The organism is Caecibacter sp. AF58-12pH5A (genome assembly GCF_027681725.1).
Taxonomy (GTDB): domain Bacteria; phylum Bacillota; class Negativicutes; order Veillonellales; family Megasphaeraceae; genus Megasphaera; species Megasphaera hominis.
The window spans coordinates 11,947-30,126 of sequence record NZ_JAQDBC010000010.1 but is presented as its reverse complement, the minus strand read 5'-3'; the positions used below and the strand labels follow the sequence as shown (position 1 = coordinate 30,126).

16 protein-coding genes and 1 riboswitch are annotated in these 18,180 nt (G+C 54.5%); all 16 genes read right to left on the bottom strand.

Features of this window, described 5'->3' with window-relative positions; genetic code table 11:
* Positions 1-59: 59 nt before the first annotated feature.
* The 16 genes from PGX44_RS06420 to lepA all read right to left on the bottom strand — a co-directional run bounded on the left by PGX44_RS06420 (position 60) and on the right by lepA (position 18,156).
* Positions 60-1,286, bottom strand: a complete 1,227-nt coding sequence (locus PGX44_RS06420; protein WP_498854697.1) for a Zn-dependent hydrolase — start codon at positions 1,284-1,286, stop codon at positions 60-62.
* 68 nt (positions 1,287-1,354) lie between these two features.
* The gene (ribH, locus tag PGX44_RS06415; RefSeq protein WP_186502712.1) at positions 1,355-1,819 is read right to left on the bottom strand and encodes a 6,7-dimethyl-8-ribityllumazine synthase; all 465 of its coding nucleotides are present in this window, start codon (positions 1,817-1,819) and stop codon (positions 1,355-1,357) included.
* Positions 1,820-1,848: 29 nt separating this feature from the next.
* Positions 1,849-2,490 (bottom strand): riboflavin synthase, encoded by a 642-nt coding sequence (locus PGX44_RS06410; RefSeq protein WP_498854696.1) that lies wholly within the window; start codon positions 2,488-2,490, stop codon positions 1,849-1,851.
* Positions 2,471-3,607 carry a bifunctional diaminohydroxyphosphoribosylaminopyrimidine deaminase/5-amino-6-(5-phosphoribosylamino)uracil reductase RibD gene (gene ribD / locus PGX44_RS06405; RefSeq protein ID WP_498854695.1) on the bottom strand — a complete coding sequence of 379 codons (1,137 nt, stop codon included), beginning with the start codon at positions 3,605-3,607 and terminating at the stop codon, positions 2,471-2,473. Before ribD ends, PGX44_RS06410 begins: the two co-directional genes overlap by 20 nt.
* Before the next feature lie 96 nt (positions 3,608-3,703).
* A riboswitch (FMN riboswitch) is annotated at positions 3,704-3,837 on the bottom strand.
* Between the two features lie 72 nt (positions 3,838-3,909).
* Positions 3,910-4,554, bottom strand: a complete 645-nt coding sequence (gene rpe / locus PGX44_RS06400) for a ribulose-phosphate 3-epimerase (protein WP_498854694.1) — start codon at positions 4,552-4,554, stop codon at positions 3,910-3,912.
* On the bottom strand, positions 4,548-5,414 hold the full coding sequence (rsgA, locus tag PGX44_RS06395; RefSeq protein WP_498854693.1) for a ribosome small subunit-dependent GTPase A: 867 nt from the start codon (positions 5,412-5,414) through the stop codon (positions 4,548-4,550). The genes rpe and rsgA overlap by 7 nt, the downstream gene beginning before the upstream one ends.
* A 27-nt stretch (positions 5,415-5,441) precedes the next feature.
* A complete protein-coding gene (pknB, locus tag PGX44_RS06390) occupies positions 5,442-7,352 on the bottom strand; it encodes a Stk1 family PASTA domain-containing Ser/Thr kinase (protein ID WP_498854692.1) in 1,911 nt (636 codons plus the stop codon).
* Positions 7,353-7,386: 34 nt separating this feature from the next.
* A complete protein-coding gene (locus PGX44_RS06385; RefSeq protein WP_186502718.1) occupies positions 7,387-8,097 on the bottom strand; it encodes a Stp1/IreP family PP2C-type Ser/Thr phosphatase in 711 nt (236 codons plus the stop codon).
* Between the two features lie 70 nt (positions 8,098-8,167).
* The gene (gene rlmN / locus PGX44_RS06380) at positions 8,168-9,208 is read right to left on the bottom strand and encodes a dual-specificity RNA methyltransferase RlmN (RefSeq protein WP_498854691.1); all 1,041 of its coding nucleotides are present in this window, start codon (positions 9,206-9,208) and stop codon (positions 8,168-8,170) included.
* A complete protein-coding gene (rsmB, locus tag PGX44_RS06375) occupies positions 9,205-10,536 on the bottom strand; it encodes a 16S rRNA (cytosine(967)-C(5))-methyltransferase RsmB (RefSeq protein WP_498854690.1) in 1,332 nt (443 codons plus the stop codon). Before rsmB ends, rlmN begins: the two co-directional genes overlap by 4 nt.
* On the bottom strand, positions 10,523-11,299 hold the full coding sequence (locus PGX44_RS06370; RefSeq protein ID WP_498854689.1) for a DUF116 domain-containing protein: 777 nt from the start codon (positions 11,297-11,299) through the stop codon (positions 10,523-10,525). Before PGX44_RS06370 ends, rsmB begins: the two co-directional genes overlap by 14 nt.
* 6 nt (positions 11,300-11,305) lie before the next feature.
* Complete coding sequence (gene fmt, locus PGX44_RS06365; RefSeq protein ID WP_498854688.1) at positions 11,306-12,238, bottom strand: methionyl-tRNA formyltransferase; 933 nt, start codon at positions 12,236-12,238, stop codon at positions 11,306-11,308.
* The gene (gene def / locus PGX44_RS06360) at positions 12,239-12,700 is read right to left on the bottom strand and encodes a peptide deformylase (RefSeq protein WP_289002260.1); all 462 of its coding nucleotides are present in this window, start codon (positions 12,698-12,700) and stop codon (positions 12,239-12,241) included.
* Between the two features lie 104 nt (positions 12,701-12,804).
* Positions 12,805-15,171 (bottom strand): primosomal protein N', encoded by a 2,367-nt coding sequence (gene priA / locus PGX44_RS06355; RefSeq protein ID WP_498854687.1) that lies wholly within the window; start codon positions 15,169-15,171, stop codon positions 12,805-12,807.
* Positions 15,172-15,217: 46 nt separating this feature from the next.
* Positions 15,218-16,354, bottom strand: a complete 1,137-nt coding sequence (hemW, locus tag PGX44_RS06350) for a radical SAM family heme chaperone HemW (RefSeq protein ID WP_498854686.1) — start codon at positions 16,352-16,354, stop codon at positions 15,218-15,220.
* Entirely contained in the window at positions 16,354-18,156 is a 1,803-nt protein-coding gene (gene lepA / locus PGX44_RS06345) for a translation elongation factor 4 (RefSeq protein WP_498854685.1), read from the bottom strand. Before lepA ends, hemW begins: the two co-directional genes overlap by 1 nt.
* Positions 18,157-18,180: the final 24 nt, after the last annotated feature.

The following is an 18,180-nucleotide window of genomic DNA, read 5'->3' as shown; positions in this document are numbered from 1 at the left end:
CTTGTTTTCATTATTCTTGTCAATACAGCCCTGCTATTCACATAGAGAATAGCGACGTGTCATGCCCGCGTGGCCAGGACAGACAGGGTTTCCAAAAGGACGTTGGCGCCACGGCACACGTCTTCATCTGGCGTGTATTCATCCGGGCTATGGCTGATGCCGCCAATGCTGGGGACAAAAATCATGGCCGTCGGGCAAATGCGGGCCATCATTTGCGCGTCCTGGCCGGCACCGGAGACGAGGCGCTGCGACGAATAGCCCCGTTTTTGCGCTGCATCTTCGACGAGCTGGATCAAACGGTCGTCGAAATGGACCGGATTGAAAGCGGTCATATGCTCCACGCTGATCTGCACGTGGTCCGTTTGGTGCAGGCCTGTATAGAACTCATCGAGAGCCTGTTCGACAGCAGCGAGCTTGTCTGTGTCAGGATGACGCAGATCGATCGTAAAGACAGCCTCTCTGGGAATAACATTGACGGCATTCGGTTTAAGCGCCAGCGTACCGATGGTAGCGACGCCGCCGTAGGTTTCGGCCAGCGTGCGGGCGTAGACGTTGACCTTAGCAGCTGCCAGGCCTGCATCATGACGCAGGTTGATCGGCGTCGTACCGGCATGATTAGCCTTACCTTCTATGGTGACACGCTGCCAGTGGAGGCCTTGAATGCCTTCGACAATACCGATTTGGATGCCGGCAGCGTCGAGGACCGGGCCCTGTTCGATGTGGAACTCCAAAAAGGCATAGGGCCTGATGGCCGTCGCCTCTGCCGTGCCCAAATAGCCAATGCGGGCCAGTTCATCACCCAGGCGCAGGCCATCTTTATCGATGCAGGCATAGACCTGGGCCGGCGTAATGCCACCGGCGAAGGCGAGAGAACCGGCCAGGTCCGGCTGGAAACGGACACCTTCTTCGTTCATAAAAACCGTGACCCCCAAAGGACGGCGTGGCTGGAAGCCCTGTTCCTGTAAGGTCTGAATCACTTCGAGACCAGCCAGGACGCCCAGACAACCGTCGTAAGGGCCGGCGTGGATGACCGTGTCAATGTGGGAGCCCGTAAGAACCGGTGCCTGGTCCTTGTTTGCAGCTGTTTCCCAAATTCCTGTTATATTGCCTGCCTGGTCGATGACGATGCGAAGCTGGAGCTCGCGCATCCATGTCACGACCAGGTCGCGTCCTTCCTTATCGGCATCGGAAAGGGCCAGGCGCGTGCGGCTTGCCGGACCGTCGTGACCGATAGTTCCCAACCTTTGTATATGGTTCAAAAGCCGTTGTCCGTTGATCTGTAGCATAGGTATATTCTCCCGTGTTGTGATTTTGTAAAAAAAACGCGGCACAGTGGCCGCGTTTTATGGAATTCTTAGAGTTCGCGAATGAGGTTGACCATTTCGATGGCACTGGTAGCCACGTCAAAGCCTTTGTTGCCGGCTTTTGTGCCTGCCCGTTCGATGGCCTGTTCAATATTTTCCGTCGTAATAATGCCGAAGAGAACAGGAATACCGGATTTCAGGCTGACCTGGGCTACGCCCTTAGCAGCTTCGTTGCAAACGAGATCGTAGTGGCTCGTAGCACCGCGGATGACTGCACCGAGGCAGATTACGGCATCGTATTTTTTTGATTCAGCCATTTTCTGGGCGATCAAAGGGATTTCGAAGGAGCCCGGAACCCAAGCCGTCGTAATATCTTCTTCGGCTACGCCATGACGTTTCAAGGCGTCGTACGCACCGCCTAAGAGACGGCTGCAGATGAATTCGTTGAAACGGGCGACAACGATGCCGACCTTTATACCAGAACCTATTAAATTGCCTTCTTTAATTTGTACCATAATGACACTCTCCTTATCGTATTAGGGATTTAAAATCCGTTTTCCAGCAGTTTTTCCAGCGTCAGGGTGCTCCCCTGATGACTATAGCCTACTGTAAAATTGTGTATATATTTTCCTATCACATCTGTTTCCAGATTGACAATGGAACCGGGTTGTTTAGTCAGCAGCGTCGTGTTCGACATAGTGTGCGGAATGATGGACACCGTGAACTGCGACGGGCCGACAGAAGCGACGGTAAGGCTGATGCCGTCGATGGCAATGGAGCCTTTTTCGACGATAAACGGCGCCATATCGCTGGGAATACCGACGGTAATGAGGCGGGCAATGCCGTCGTTGGCAATGCGCGTAATGTGGCCTGTGCCATCAATATGGCCGCTGACGATGTGGCCGCCCAGGCGGGAGCCTACGGCTACGGCCCGTTCCAGGTTGACCTGGGAGCCTCTCGAGACTTCGCTCAAGGACGAGCGGTTCATCGTTTCGTGCATGACATCGGCCGTAAAGGCCTTGTCTGTCAGGGATGTAACGGTAAGGCAGACGCCGTTGACGGCAATACTGTCGCCAATCTGCGTGCCTTCCAGTACTTTTTCTGCCTGAATTGTCAGGCGGATGGAATCGGGCCGGCGATCCATAGCGCCGATGGTGCCCAGTTCCTCAATGATGCCAGTGAACATATGCACCCTCCCTTTGTGTATTATAAGCTGTAATCAGGATGTTGCCATCGTGGAGCTCGACCGAGTCATACGCCAGTGGCATGCATTCGCCCAGCTCATCTACGCCGACGCCGCCTACAGAGGGCAAGGCACCGGTGCCGCCGATAACCTTATTGCCCAGGAAAGCATAGATTTTATCGACGAGCTTGTGGTCGAAGAAGCTGCCCTGAACGGTACTACCACCTTCGACGAGAATGCTGCGAATGTTTTCCTGCCAAAGGAGGTCGAGCATTTGCGGCAAATCGATGTGGCCATCACTGCCCAAGGGCGCCAGGATGACGCGAGCTCCCATATCCTTGAGGCGGCGCATCTTGTCTGTATCGCAAAGGGTCGTCGTGACGACGATAGTGGGCGACGTCTTATCCGTCAGGACCAGAGCCGTTTCGGGAATGCGTCCGTACGTATCGAGGACAATGCGTACAGGCTGGTGCGGCGCGTCGTGGGCTTCCCGTTCGATACGGCACGTAAGAAGCGGGTTATCCGTAATGATCGTGTTGATGCCGACGAGGATACCGTCGTAAATGGAACGCAGGTAATGGCCCTTGCTGCGGGCCCAGTCGTTCGTAATCCACTGGGACTTGCCGGTCCGCGAGGCAATACGGCCGTCCAGGCTTTGGGCCAATTTGGCCGTAATGAAGGGCTTTTCGACCATCATATTTTTGATAAATACTTCGTTCAAGCGGGCTGCTTCCTTCGAGAGAAGTCCTACCTCTACGGGAATACCGGCCTGGCGAAGGATGGCTGCCCCTTTGCCGGCTACGAGGGGATTCGGATCAAGCATGGCCATGACGACCTTGCCGACTTTGCGTTCGACGAGCGTCCGCGCACACGGCGGTGTACGGCCATAATGGGCACACGGTTCGAGAGTGACGTAGACCGTAGCGCCTTCAGCCTTGTCCCCTGCTTCGCGCAAGGCCCATACTTCAGCATGAGGTGTACCGGCCTTACGATGATAACCTCGGCCGACGACTTCGCCGTCTTTGACGATAACACAGCCGACGGCCGGATTGGGCGCGGTGTAGCCTAAGGCCAGCCGGGCCAGTGAAAGGGCTTCCCGCATATAATCAATGGGTTTCACGTTCTTCCTTCCTTTCCGTTTTTTCTTATTCAATAAGAAAAAGGCTATGGGCAACAGTACATGCCAATAGCCTTTTTGAGCACAGTAAACAAAGGTACTTGTCTTTTCCCATCCAGACTTTACTGTCGGTACCGAAATTGCATCGGTTCAACCCCCGCGAGGGTTAGCGGACTTTACCGCCGGTCAGGAATTGAAAGCCTACACCTTCTCACCTTGCCCCAAAGACTATCTTTATGTATGTATTCATTTTTTACATTGTTAATTGTATCACAAGGAGTGAATGATGACAAGTCATCAGCTGGTCAGCGTAAAGCGGCAATAGCGGCAGCCCGGTCTGGCGCACCGAAAACAGCACTACCGGCGACGAGGAAATCAGCACCAGCTTCTTTGACGGCAGCCACGGTCTTAGCGTTGACACCGCCATCCACTTCGACAACGGCCTGGCAATTGCCAGCCTGGTCGAGGAGTGTCCGGGCAGCACGGATCTTATCGAGAGCATAGGGAATGAATTTCTGGCCGCCAAAGCCAGGGTTGACGCTCATGACGAGGATCATGTCCAGCTGGCTGGCCACGCACGACAAGGCGCTCACAGGCGTAGCCGGATTGAGGGCTACACCAGCCTTCATACCGGCTTCATGAATCTGCTGGATGACGCGGTCCAAGTGAACGCACGCTTCCTGATGGACCGTGACGTACGTGACGCCGGCTTTGGCCAGGTCTTCAATGTACGTTTCCGGATGTTCCACCATGAGGTGGGCATCAAAGGGCAGCTTGGTATGGGATCGCAGGCTGGCTACGAGAGGTACGCCAAAGGTCAGGTTCGGCACAAAGTGGCCGTCCATGAGATCAAGGTGCAGGCAGTCGGCGCCGCCTTTTTCTATATCCTGTACTTCATCAGCCAGGCGGGAAAAATCAGCCGATAAGAGGGAGGGACAAATAGTTACCATGAGTTTCGTTTCCTTTCTAAAATGGAGTCGAGTACTTTGCAGTACGAGTCGTACCGCTCCTGCTGGATTTTCCCCTCTACCAGGGCTGCTTTGACACTGCAGTCCGGTTCACTACGGTGCAGGCACGAGGAAAAGCGGCAGCCGCCGCTGTAGGCCAGCAAATCCGGGAAAAGGCGCAGGAGCTCGCGCGGCTCGAGCTGTTCGAATTCGAGGGCACTGAAGCCCGGCGTATCGACGACATACGTGCCTTCATCGAGGAGCATGATTTCCGAATGGCGCGTCGTATGACGGCCACGGCCAATCTTTTCACTCACCCGGCCGACCGTCAGAGGACGACCGAGAATCCGGGCCAAGAGGCTCGATTTACCGACACCGGACGGGCCGCCGAAGGCAGTCATCTGCCCGGGCAGGAGATCTTTGATGACATCAATGCCGTCGCCCGTGGCGGCCGAAACGAGATACACATCGTAGCCGCATTTGGCATAGAAATCGCGGTACTCTTCGGCACGGTCACGGTTGAGGTCGCACTTGTTGAAGCAGACTTTAGGATGGATACCGGCGTATTCGCAGGTCATGAGCATCTGGTCGAGAAGAAAGTAGTTCGGATCCGGTGACTGGGCGGCCATGATGATAAACATCTGGTCGATATTGGCTATGGCCGGCCGCCGCAAAGCATTGCGCCGTGGCAAGAGGCCTTCAATGACGCCCTTGTTGTCACCCAGCTCCGTAATTTCCAGCTCGTCGCCGACGAGAATCTTCGTCTTCAGCTTGCCCCGGCGACGGCATTCCGTCAGGTTGGCCGCGCCTGTATCTACGTAATAAAATCCGTTGTAATTCTTAATTACCCTGCCTTTTGTCATGTTCCTCCTGTGCACCTCTCTAGGGTGTTAAATGTACTGGTCCTGGACCAGGGAATTGTTGATGTATACTTTGACCCGTGTCTTGCCGACGCCGCTGACAGACTTGCTGATACTGTCGCCGCCGGACTGGTTGCGGTCGTAGACGACACGCGAGCCGTTATCATCGGTAACGACGATCTGTACGTGCTGGCTCGACGCGCCGGACGGTACGCTGATATTGACCGTACCGGAATGGGTCGTTCCAGCCGGTTCCTGATTATTGGCATTAGCATCGGCTGCAGCGCTGGCCGGGTATTCGACATTCAAGTCGACTGTGTCACCGGACTGGCTCTGGCTGGTGACCTTGGCCTGGCTCTTATCCTTACTGCTGTCGAGGTTGTTAATGTTACCTACCTGGTAGCCCGCATCCTGCAGGGCCTTGACGGCTGCATCGAGGGTCATCCCCGATGTATCCGGTAAGGGCTTCGTCGTCTTCGTTTCTTCACTCTTACGGCAAATGACGAGGTCAACCTTCGTCCCCTTCGTTACCTTATCCGGTGATTTCGGCGTCTGCCTGATGATTTGGCCGTTTTCGTAGGTACTGCTTTCCTCATAGGTGACCTTGCCAATGACCAGACCGATTTCCTTCAGAATCTTTTCCGCCTCGTCACGACTGAGACCTTTGAGGTCCGGTACGAGGACTTCTTCACCCTTGTTGCCCTTGCTGACGGTCAGATAGATCGTACGCTGGGCTTTGACGACAGAACCGCCGGACGGCGTCTGGCTTATGACTTCCCCTATGGGGACCTCTGAGCTTTCCGTCTCTCGTACAGACACGTCGAGGTTCTTGTCCTTCAAAATATGCTTGGCTATTTCCACCTGCTTGCCCGTTACGTCAGGCACAGTGATTTCTTCGTTGCTCCAGAAGTTGCCAAAGGAGAAAAAGGCCCACGCAAAGGTAGCCACGAAAACGGCGGCCATGACGATGATAATCGATTTCTTCGAGTGATTGCTCACAGAATCGACAAAGCGCGTAAAGATGCCCCTTTTCTTCTCTACCTCCCGTTCCTTGAGAGGCTGTATTTTCTGGGTATTAAAATTATTCTTAATAATGGGCATGGCGCCCTTATTGGTATTGACGAAGCCTTGGGCCAGGCGTAGTTCGGCCATCATTTCGCCCACCGATTGGAAACGGTCGTCCGGGTTCTTTTCCATGGCCTTCAAAATGACCCGTTCGACGAGCTGGGGAATGCGCCGGTTGTACTTGCTCGGCAGGGGAATATCATCCTGCACGTGCTGCAAGGCAACGCTAATGGCCGTGTCCCCTTCAAAGGGCAGGACACCGGTCATCATTTCGTACATGACGACGCCGAGGGAATAAATATCCGTCCGTTCGTCAATCTTGCTGCCGCTGGCTTGTTCCGGTGAAAAGTAATGGACCGAACCGAGAACCGAGTTATCCCCCATATTGGAGGCCTTGGAGTTAATGGCCCGGGCAATACCAAAATCAGCCACCTTAATACGTCCTGTTTCGGTGACCAGGATATTGTGCGGCTTGATATCGCAGTGAACAATGCCGTTGGCATGGGCATGTTCCAGGGCTTCGCCAATATCGAAGGTAATCTGGATGGACGTATTAATCGGCAAATGGCCGTGTTTTTCAATGTACTCTTTCAGTGTTTCACCACGCACGTATTCCATGACGATATAGTGCGCGTTTTCGTCGTAACCGACGTCATATATATTGACAATATTGGGATGTGAGAGCTTGGCAGCCGCCTGTGCTTCCTGCCGGAAGCGCACGACGAAGTCATGATCGCTGGCGTACTTGCTGTGCAGGATCTTGACCGCTACTATGCGGTCCAAGAGGATATCCTGCGCTTTGTATACGCTAGCCATGCCGCCGCTGCCCACTTTTTCCAATATCTTATATCTGTTATCTAAGATATGACCAATCATCGTTGATTTCCACCACTTTCATAGCAGTTATCCATTATTCAATAGTTTTCAGCACGGCTGTCACGTTATCTTTAGCCCCGTTTTCATATACTTGGGTAAATAAATCATTGATGATTTCCCGTTCGCTGAGGGTGTAATCATCCAGCACGCGGTGCAGGTCTTCTTTGCTCACAAAGGACGTAAGCCCGTCTGAACAAAGAAGGATTCGATCCTTGGGCTGTACCTGGAACATGCCGCTGTCGACGACGACGTCGCGGTCTACACCGACGGCCCGTGTCAAAACGTGGCGTTTCGGATGTTCCAGTGCTTCCTCTTCTGTAATTTTCCCCTTCTCCAACAGGACCTGAACAATCGTATGGTCCGTAGAAATTTGTTTTAACTCGTGGTCACGGTATAGGTAAATGCGGCTGTCCCCGACGTGACCCCAAAAGGCCATGCCCCGGGCCAGTGTGACCAGGGATACAGTCGTACCCATCCCCTGGAGGGACGGGTCGATCATCGTCTTGCTGAGTATACAGGAATTGGCATATTGTATGGCCTTTTCCAATTGTACAGGTGCCGCATACGTATAATTCTCAAAATAATAGGCAATGGCCTTGACGGCTGTCTTGCTGGCAATTTCGCCACCGACGTAGCCGCCCATGCCGTCAGCGACGGCCAGGACATCCCTGTTAGGGCTGATATAAAAGGAGTCTTCGTTGACCTTACGTACCAGTCCTATTCTCGATTCACCGTATGTTCCCAAAACCTCACGTCCTCTCGACGGTGCTCTACTCTGATACTCTCCTAATTCATAACATATCTGATGGTACCTGTCAATCAGATGTATCGGAATTCAGATGTTTGATGCGCAGCTGGCCACAGGCCGCCTGGATTTTGCTGCCCATTTCCCGGCGCAGCGTCACAGGGATCTTGTGGGCCTGGAGGGTGTCTACGAAGGTTTGTATTTCCTTCTTCCCCGGCCGTACCAGACCCGGTGTCAGCGTATCGTTAATGGGGATGACGTTGATCAAAATGTTTTTACCCGCCATGAGACGGCTCAATTCTTCGGCGCAGGCGCGGCTGCAGTTGATATTCTTGATGAGAATATATTCAAAGGTAACACGCCGGCCCGTTACGTCAAAGTAGTGCTGGGCTGCTTTGAGAATATCCGGCAAGGCATAGCGTTCGGCAATCGGCATAATCTGCCGGCGAATCGTATCGTTTGGCGCATGGAGGGAAACGGCCAGCGTAATGGGCATGCCGGCTGCGGCCAGGTCATACATACGCGGTACAATCCCCGACGTAGACAGGGACATATTGCGGTAGCCCAGGAAGAACGTGTCTTCCCCATGGATAAGCTGCATGAAGGCGATGACGTTGTCGTAGTTGAGCAGCGGTTCGCCTGTGCCCATGAGGACGATAGAGTGCAATTCCGGATCGACGTATTTGCGAAAAGCCAGGAGCTGCGCTACCATTTCGCCGACGCTCAGGTTGCGGACGAAGCCATTTTTAGCTGATGCACAGAAGGCGCAATTGACGGCACAGCCGACTTGTGTAGAAAGACAGATAGAATTGCCGTAATCGTGGCGCATGAGCACCGTTTCAACGGTGTTATTATCAGCCAGGCGCAAGAGCAATTTAACTGTTTCGCCGTCAGGTGCGTCCAGGCGCGATACGACTTCCGGAATATACAGGGAGGCTTCAGCTGCCAGGATATCCCGGTCTTTCTGTGGCAAGAGACGCATATCCTGCCAGTCCCAAATGTTTTCCTGATAGATATAATGAAAAATCTGGCTGGCCCGGAAAGGTTTCATACCCTTTTCCATAAGCCACGTGCGCAGTTCCTTCTGGGTCATGCTCAACATGTCGATCATTCGTTGTCCCTCCTAAGGCGGGCGATAAAGAAGCCGTCCAGCTGGTCTTCCTGCGGCAGAAGCTGGATATACGGGCCCGGCTTAGCCAGGCCGCAGAGGCTGCCGATGTTTTCGGCGTGAAATTCCGGATGTTTTTCCAGGAAGTGGGTGACGACCTTTTCGTTTTCATCGTCGTTCATCGTACACGTACTGTATACCAGGACGCCACCGGGACGGACGCAGGCCGACGCGCTTTCGAGGATCTGCATCTGCAGGGCCGGCAAGGTGCGCAGGTCGGCTGCTTTCTTGCGCCAGCGCAAGTCGAGCTTGCGGCGCAGGACGCCCAGGCCCGAGCAAGGTGCATCGACGAGGACGCGGTCGGCCCGGCCGGCGTAGGACTGGCCAATAGTGCAGGCATTTTGCAGGAGCGGCCGTACCTGGGACAAGCCCAAGCGCTGGGCATTATCTTTAATGAGCTTTAATTTGTGGTCGTAAATATCACCGCCGTACACGATGCACGACGGGCCGCCCAGTTCTGCCAGATGCGTCGTCTTACCGCCCGGTGCGGCACAGACGTCGAAGATCATTTCGTGGGGCTGAGGGTCGACGGCGTGAGCGACGAGCTGGGACGGTTCATCCTGAATGATGGCCAGGCCCTGCTGCAGTTCCTTCAGGGTGTGAATGCCCGGATTGTCGTCGAGGTAAATACCTTCCGGCGCATACGTTGCCGGCCGGGCAGCGAGCCCCCGGTCGCGGAAGCGTTGTAACAGCTCATCCTGGCTGATGCGCGTCGTATTGGCCCGCAGGCAGAGGACGGGAATGGTTTCAAAATACCGGCAAATGGATTCCGCACCTTCTGTCCCGTAGTCAGTAAGCCATTTTTTAATGAGCCACTTGGGCTGATGGTACGTCAGGGACAGGTGCAGAGGCAGGTCTGCTTCGGCAGAAGGAATAACCAGGGAATTGCGCTGGCGGATGCTGTTGCGCAAGAGAGCGTTGACAAAGCCGGCCATACCGCCGTTGCCAAAGCGCCGTGCCAGCTTGACAGCTTCGTTGCAGGCTGCCGAATCGGGTACCTTGGACATGCCAAAAATCTGATACAGGCCCAGGCGGACAATTGCCAGGCATACGGGATCGAGCTTGTTCAGCTTACGCGTACTCAAATTATTAATGATCCAATCCAGATAATTGAGAGAGCGCAAGGTACCGTATACCAGTTCCGTATAAAAACGGCGGTCCCGGTCTTCCATAGGGTGTTTTTGTATGGTGTGGGACACCACGATATTGCTGTAGCCTTCATCCTTGCAAATAGTCAGCAAGCTATGGAAGGCTAGTTCACGTACGTTCATATGATTCTCCAGTCAAGGTTTCTAAAAGGACGCGCAACGCGTGAAGGTCCACGTCCGTATTAAAGCAAGGGCCGTTGGGACGGCGGTTCAAAAGACCCAGCACGGGCAAGGGCATGACATCCTCCATGCCGCTGATAAGGTCACGTTCACAGGCAATGGCAACGATGGCCTTAGGCCTGAGATCGCGCACGATTTGCCGGGCCAGGGTGCCGCCTGTAGCGACGGCAAAGTGGGCGCCAGCGGCCTGGCTCAGGGCCAGGATGGCACCGACGGGACAACGGCCGCACTGATGGCAATTGTGTATATCCCGCGTAATTTTATGGGGACACTGATCCCACTGCAGGCAGTGAGGTGTCAAAATCAGGATCTTATCCGGGCGAACGCGCAAATGGCGCCGCAGAACGAGCTGATTGAGGTAGTCAATATAGGCGTGGGCCAGGCGCTTTTGCCATTTTTTTCCCGGCACGACGTGGCGCAGGAGGAAAAAAAGGAGGCGCGCATAGGTCCGTAAAAAAGGCTGTATGCTCTGCCCTGCCCGAGCTGGCACGGGGGCCAGAAAAAAGAGACACAGCAGGACATAGGCCCCGACGTCTGTGGCGATGAGCAAGGCAAAAAACCAGTCGGCCGGCCGCACCAGAACAGGTGCATACAACGCCAGCCCAGGCTGGAGCAGCAAATGGCACAGGCCTGCCAAAAGGGCCAGCAAAAGGGCTGCCAAGGCAGCGCCGGCCAAAAAGATAGACGTACTGCTGCGGGCGTTCATAGGCGCTTACAGGCTATCGCCCGGCGTCATATGGCTGCCTTGCAGGAATTGTGCCGTCGCCATACGTTTGCGGCTTTCCGGCTGTACTTCCCGGATGCATAAAGCGTCCTTACCGGTCTGGACCGTAAAGGTCTTCTTCGTCACAGCGATAATCGTACCGGGAGCTGCGTCCGTACCGGGCACGACGTCGGCCGACCAGATTTTGAGACGCTTGCCTTCGTGCATGACAAAGGCACCCGGCTGGGGATCGAGTGTACGGATGAGCCGTTCGATGACAACGGCATCCTGCTTCACGTCGATTTCCGTCATTTCCTTCGTAATCTTTTCGGTGTACGTCGCTTCTGCTTCATTCTGGGCTTCGGCGTTAGCTTCATAGGTTTCCAGGTCGTTTAAGACGGGAATGAGCGTTTCTGCACCGATAACAGAGAGCTTATCGAAAAGAGAGCCTGTCGTTTCTTTAGCATCGAGAACGACTTCTGTCTTCTTCAGCATCTTGCCCGTATCCATGCCGGCATCGAGGAGCATGATCGTCACGCCGCTCACAGGCACGCCGTCCTTGATGGCGAACTGGATCGGTGCGGCACCGCGGTATTTCGGCAAGAGCGAGCCATGTACGTTCAGGCAGCCATAGGTCGGAATATCGAGGACTTCCTGCGGCAGAATCTTGCCGTAGGCAATGACGATGATAACGTCAGGCTTTAGGGCCCGCAGCTCGGCAACGGCTGCAGGATCACGGAAGGTCTGGGGCTGGTAGACAGGAATTTCCAGCCGTTCGGCCAGTTCTTTTACAGGCGACGCCGATACTTTCTTGCCCCGGCCCCGCTGCTTATCCGGCTGCGTATATACGCCGACGACGTGATAGCCGACGGCGTGCAGCATTTTCAGGCTGGGCACGGAAAAATCAGGCGTACCCATAAAGACGATACGTAAATTATCCATTTACTCCTCTACTTTCCGCAGGTTTGTCGCTTTTTCGATAAAGAGCGTGCCTACGAGGTGATCCATTTCGTGCTGAAAAATACGGGCCAAGAATCCTTCCGGTTCGTAGATGACGACTTTGCCGTGACGATTGAGGGCCCGGACTTTAATGCGCTGGTAACGGTTGACATCACCGTAATAGCCGGGAACACTCAGGCAGCCTTCAGGACCGAATTGCATCTCTTCCGATGTTTCCAGGAGTTCCGGATTGATCAGCTCGATCAGACCGTTGCCGTCGTCGAGGACGATAATCTGTTGGGATTTGCCGATCTGCGGTGCTGCCAGACCGACGCCTTCGGCTTCATACATAGTCTGCGCCATGTCATCGAGGAGCCGTTTTATATTTTTTGTGATCGTTTTTACAGGAGCTGCCGTTTCCTTCAAAATAGGTGCGCCAGCCTTGACGATTTTCAATATTGCCATTTTCATTCACCTCAGTCAATCTAGTTCTTTCTTCGTATATCAGTGTATATAGCGTATTACACTAATTTTTATTATACCAGCTTTTCCCGTAAAGTCATAGCCCTTTACCCGGCGCTGTCCACGTCGAGGAGGACACCGGGACGGCGGAATTCGGCATGTTCACGGATGAAAGCCTTGGCCTCTGTCAAATCCTTTCCCTTGACGAGCAGGATGATGCGGTACTTATTGCGCACCTTTTTGATAATGTCCACAAAGGGGCCGATAATAGCCGTATCGCTGGCAGACTCTTTTTTCCACGTCTGCAGCAGGAGTGCCAGTGTATTGCCTGTATCCCACAGTGTCTTTTCATTTTCGTCGACAATGACTATTTTCAAAAGCTGGTGGAAGGGCGGATACAATAATTCCTGGCGATAAGCGATTTCTTGCTCATAAAAGGCTTGGTAGTCCTGCTTTTGGGCGCACTGGATGACGTAGTGTTCCGGTGCGTACGTCTGCATGACGACCTTGCCCGGTATGTCGCCGCGGCCAGCCCGGCCAGCAGCCTGTGTGAGAAGCTGGAAGGTCCGTTCGCCGGCCCAGTAGACGGGCAGGTTGAGAAGACTGTCTGCCGAAAGGATACCAACAGCACTGACGTTGGCAAAATCGTGGCCTTTGGCTACCATCTGCGTGCCCAGGAGAATATCGTATTCTTCACGCCGGAAGGCTTCGATAATGCGGTCACCACTGTTCTTGCGGGCCGTCGTGTCCTGATCGAGACGGGCAATGCGGGCCTGTGGAAATTGAAGCTGAAGCTGCTCTTCTACTTTTTCCGTACCGGTGCCAAAAAATTTGATGTACTTACTGCCACACGACGGGCAGACGAGGGGCACATCCTTTTCGGCGTCACAATAGTGACAGCGCAGGCGGTGCTGGTTTTTGTGGTACACCATAGCTACGTCACAGGTATTACACTTGACGACGTAGCCGCATTTGCGGCACATAACAAAGGTAGAAAAACCGCGCCGGTTCAAGAGGATGATAGCCTGCTGTTTTTTTTGCAACGTCTCCGTCAGGAGAGCTACCATGGCGTCGGACAGAACGTTACGGTTGCCCCTGGCCAATTCTTCCCGCATATCGACGACGGCTACGTCCGGCAAAGGCCGGTGCAGGACGCGCTCGCGCAGCGTAATGAGGACATATTCGCCCTGCAGGGCCTTGTAGTAATCACCGACAGACGGCGTAGCACTGCCAAGAATGACGGGACAGCCGTAATAGGCCGCCCGGCGCCGGGCTACTTCCACCGTGTGGTAACGTGGTACATCGTCCTGCTTATACGAGCTGTCGTGCTCTTCGTCGACGATGATCAAGCCCAGATTGTGGAAGGCCGTAAAGACAGCCGAGCGGGCACCGATGCAGATGTGGCTTTCACCGTTGGCCATGCGCAGCCAGTTGTTGCGCCGTTCGCCCTTAGAAAGCTGACTGTGCATGACGACAGCGTCGTTACCAAAACGGCGCACGAAGCGGCGCACAATCTGGCCGGTAAGGGCAATTTCCGGCACCAATACCAGCACCTGGCCGCCCCGGGCCAGCACGTCGGCTGTAAGCTTCATATAGATTTCCGTCTTGCCGCTGCCTGTGACGCCGTGCAACAGATAGGTCTTGCCGCCCTGATCGCGCTGGATCGTCTCTACGGCGGCCTGCTGTTCTTCCGTCAGCTGCCACGGTGTATCTGCTGCCAAGGCATGCGTAAAGTTAACGGTACGGCTCGGTTTTTCTGTCAGGCGGGCAAAGCCGTGGGCGCAAAGGTGGCGGATCAGATCGTGACTGTAGCCTTTTTGTACCCACGCGCTTACAGGCTGGGGTTCACTCTGGGCCAAAGCCTGTAAGAGTTCGGCCTGCCGGGGACTGCGTTTTAACGTCCCCTCCGTGTCGGCATGGTCAAAGGAAAGCCACGTTTCCAGCTTATCGGCCACGTTATTTTGCTGGTACAGGTAGTCCCGCAGGGCATGGCGGCTGTACAGGCCGGCCAAGACATCCGGGGCAAAGTGTTTTTCCAGTGTTTTCTTCTCGACGTGGCTGTGACGGCTCACATAGTCGAGCACCAGGGCTTCTGCCCCATCAAGGGCGGCGGCATCCGGCACGGCTTCGACACAAGTCCGCTGGCTGATACCCTTCTTTTCGATCATGAAAAGGCGCAAGGCATCGGCCAGGCTGCACAGATAATACTGGCTGATCCAGAGTGCCGTTTGGATCATTTCTTCGCGAAAGCCTACCTGATCGGACAGGACCGCCAAAATGGGTTTGAGTGTGAACGTGCGCGTTGCCGCTTCCGTATCCTCATGAATGGAAAGGACAATGCCTTCTTCCTTGCGGCTGCCGAAGGGAACGAGAACGCGGGAGCCGGCGCGGACCTTCATACCTGCAGGAATGATGTAGGAAAAGGTCTGTTGCAGCACTTTAGCCGTAATATTGATACTGATTTCAGCGAGCATGTCTGCCTCCTGCCGTCACTGCGGCAACAAAAAAGCCGCCCTGTCTTTACCGGATAAAGCGGCTGAATACATAATTACCATAGGCCAGGCCTTTTTCAGTCAAGGCATAGCCACGGCGCGTCTGCTGTAAGAGTCCTTGTGTCACCAAAGGGGCAAGCACCGTGCCGAATTCGGCCTCTACAGTCGTACCAAACTGGTCTTTAAAGGCCTTAGCATCGATGCCGTCACGCATCCGCAAGGCGAGGAAGCAATAATCCTCCGGGCCGCGCTTGGCATCGATTTCAACACATTCCCCTATAAGTGACGCCTGACCGGCCAGGCGGATATATTGGGGAATGTTGGCAATATGGGCCTGGCGGCAGTTGTGCCAAAAGGAGTGAGCCGACACGCCGGCACTCACATAGGGCACGTACTGCCAGTATTTCGTATTATGCCGCGACCGGTTCCCCGGCCGGGCATAGCTGGAAATTTCATAGTGTTCGAAACCGGCAGATTCCATGGCCGCGTGTACGGTCTGGCCCATAGTTTCGACGAGGTCCTCCGGCGGCAGCTCCAGCGTTCCTGTCGTCACGTCGTGGTAAAAGGGCGTACCTTCTTCCAGAATGAGACTGTAAATGGAAGCGTGCGTAAGGGGCAGAGCCAGGAGCTCTTTTAGGTCAGCATCGACATCGCGCAGAGTCTGGCCCGGAAGGCCGTACATGAGGTCTGCCGAAAGGTTATCAATACCTGCGTCTTTTGCCGCCCAAATGGCCGCCTTCCCTGCGTCTGCCGTGTGGATACGGCCCAGGGTCTTCAGGAGGCCCGGCTGAAAGGACTGGATACCGATACTCAGACGGTTGATGCCGAGTCCGGCCAAGCCTTTAGCATAAGCTGCCGTCAGGCTGTCCGGATTGGCTTCAAATGTAATTTCTGCCCCGCCGGTGACGACAAAGTGACGCTGCACAGCCGTCATGATCTCTTCTACCTGGGAAAGGCTGAGGAGCGACGGCGTACCGCCGCCGAAGTAAACCGTATCGAGAGCCGTGCCGGCACTGCCGGGATGATCCCGGCCGCTGTCGGCGATTTCACGGCACAGGGCTTTGACGTACGGCGCCATGTAGTTTTCTACGCCGCCGTACGATGGGAAATCACAGTAACGGCATTTCTGCCGGCAAAAAGGAATGTGGATGTATAATCCTGTCATTATTTATCATCTACCTGAAGAACAGCCATGAATGCTTCCTGCGGGATTTCCACGCTGCCTACCTGCTTCATGCGCTTCTTCCCTTCCTTCTGTTTTTCCAGAAGTTTACGTTTACGGGAAATATCGCCGCCGTAGCACTTGGCCAGGACGTCCTTACGCAGGGCTGCTACGTTTTCACGGGCAATAATCTTATTGCCAATAGCTGCCTGGATTGGGATCTGGAAAAGCTGGCGCGGAATAAGGCTGCGCAGTTTTTCAACAAGGGCACGGCCGCGGCGGGCAGCAAATTCTTTATGAACGATGACGCTCAGGGCATCGACGACTTCGCCGTTAATGAGGATATCCATCTTCACCATAGGCGACGTCTGGTAGCCGTTGAGCTCGTAGTCCAGGGATGCATAACCGCGGGTCGACGATTTGAGGACATCGAAGTAATCGTAGAGGATTTCGCACAAGGGCAGATCATAGATCAGGGATACACGCGTTTCATCGAGATAGTCCATGGTCAGATACTGGCCGCGGCGGTTCTGGGAAATTTCCATTACCGTGCCGACCATATCCTTGGGGATGATGATAGTCGTCTTGACGAAAGGTTCTTCAATGTGATCGACCTTGGTCATATCCGGCATGAGAGACGGGTTGTCTACTTCCACCATTGTACCATCTGTGCAGTAGACGTGGTAAATAACGGACGGTGCCGTCGTAATGAGGCTCAGGTTGTATTCCCGTTCCAGTCGTTCCTTGACGACGTCCATGTGCAGGAGGCCGAGGAAGCCACAGCGGAAACCAAAGCCCAGAGCCGTCGACGTTTCCGGTTCAAAGAGGAGTGCTGCATCATTAAGGTGCAGTTTTTCCAGGGCATCGCGGAGGTTATCATATTCGTTCGTTTCCACCGGGTAAAGGCCGCAGTAGACCATAGGCGTAGCCTTGCGGTAGCCCGGCAAGGGGGCCGACGCAGGATTTTCGGCCAAGGTCACTGTATCACCGACGCGGCAGTCGCGCACGTTTTTCATGCTTGCGGCAAAGTAACCAACACTGCCGCATTCGAGGCTGCCTGTAGACCGCATTTGCGGAATAAAGACGCCTGTTTCCGTCACTTCAAATTCCATGCCCGTCGCCATCATGCGGATGCGGTCACCTGTTTTAAGGCTCCCTTCCATGATGCGGATGTTGGCAATGGCCCCTTTGTAGGAATCGAAATGGGAGTCGAAAATGAGGGCCCGCAAGGGTTTGTCGGCTGCGTCTTCCGGTGCCGGAATGCGCTGCACGATGGCTTCGAGCACTTCTTCAATGCCGTAGCCCGTCTTGGCGCTGACTTCGATGGCGTCGCTGGCGTCGAGGCCGATGACGTCTTCGATTTCCTTGCGTACCCGTTCGGGGTCGGCGCTGGGCAGGTCGATTTTGTTGATGATGGGAATGATTTCCAGGTCGTGCTCGAGGGCCAAATAGACGTTGGCCAGTGTCTGGGCTTCTACGCCCTGCGTGGCATCGACGATAAGCAGTGCGCCGTCACAGGCGGCGAGGCTGCGCGATACTTCATAGTTAAAATCGACGTGCCCCGGTGTGTCGATAAGGTTAAGGATATACTGATGGCCGTCTTTGGCGTCATAAACCAGACGCGCCGATTGGGCTTTAATGGTAATACCCCGTTCCCGTTCGAGATCCATCGTGTCGAGCAGCTGGTCTTCCATTTCCCGTTTCGAAACGGTGCCGGTCTTTTCCAGCAGGCGGTCGGCCAATGTCGATTTACCATGGTCAATATGAGCGATAATGGAAAAATTACGAATATATTTAGTTGCCACGTTTACCTTACTCCTCTACAACAA